The 545-nt window shown below is 61.3% G+C and carries 1 protein-coding gene; it reads right to left on the reverse strand.

Features of this window, described 5'->3' with window-relative positions; translation table 11 throughout:
* The coding region (locus tag NHF53_RS11855) for an IS256 family transposase (protein WP_252834340.1) at positions 1-545 on the reverse strand (545 nt) is incomplete at both ends.

Below are 545 nucleotides of genomic sequence, written 5' to 3' on the forward strand. Positions count from 1 at the left end.
TGGCGGGGAACTTCTGGCCCCAGAAGCTCGCCTCGAATGCTGTCAGCGCCGCCTCGGCGGCCGTGTCATCGACGGCCGAATAGATCAGCTTCATGGCGTGCGCCAAATCCTTTCGATCTTTCCAGGAGGTAAAATCCAGCGAATTGCGCAGGAGGTGGACGATGCAGGTCTGCACGGTGGTTTGCGGAAAGACCGCGTTGATGGCATCGGGGAAGCCCTTCAGCCCATCGGCGACGGCAATCAGAATATCCTCAACGCCCCGGTTCTTCAGCTCGTTCATGACGCGCAGCCAGAACTTCGCGCCCTCGTTGGTTTCGATCCAAAGACCGAGGATTTCCTTGGTTCCGTCGCCACGAACGCCGAGCGCGACATGGACGGCCTTGTTTCGCACCGTGCCTTCGTCGCGGATCTTGACCCGAAGCGCGTCGAAGAACACCAGCGGATAGACCGGCTCCAGCGGACGGGACTGCCAGGCCGTGATCTCGTCGAGAACAGCATCCGTCACCGCCGAGATCAGGTCCGGCGAGACGTCCACGCCATAGAGC

Origin of the sequence: Ciceribacter sp. RN22, from assembly GCF_024054295.1 — a bacterium.
GTDB lineage: Bacteria > Pseudomonadota > Alphaproteobacteria > Rhizobiales > Rhizobiaceae > Allorhizobium > Allorhizobium lividum.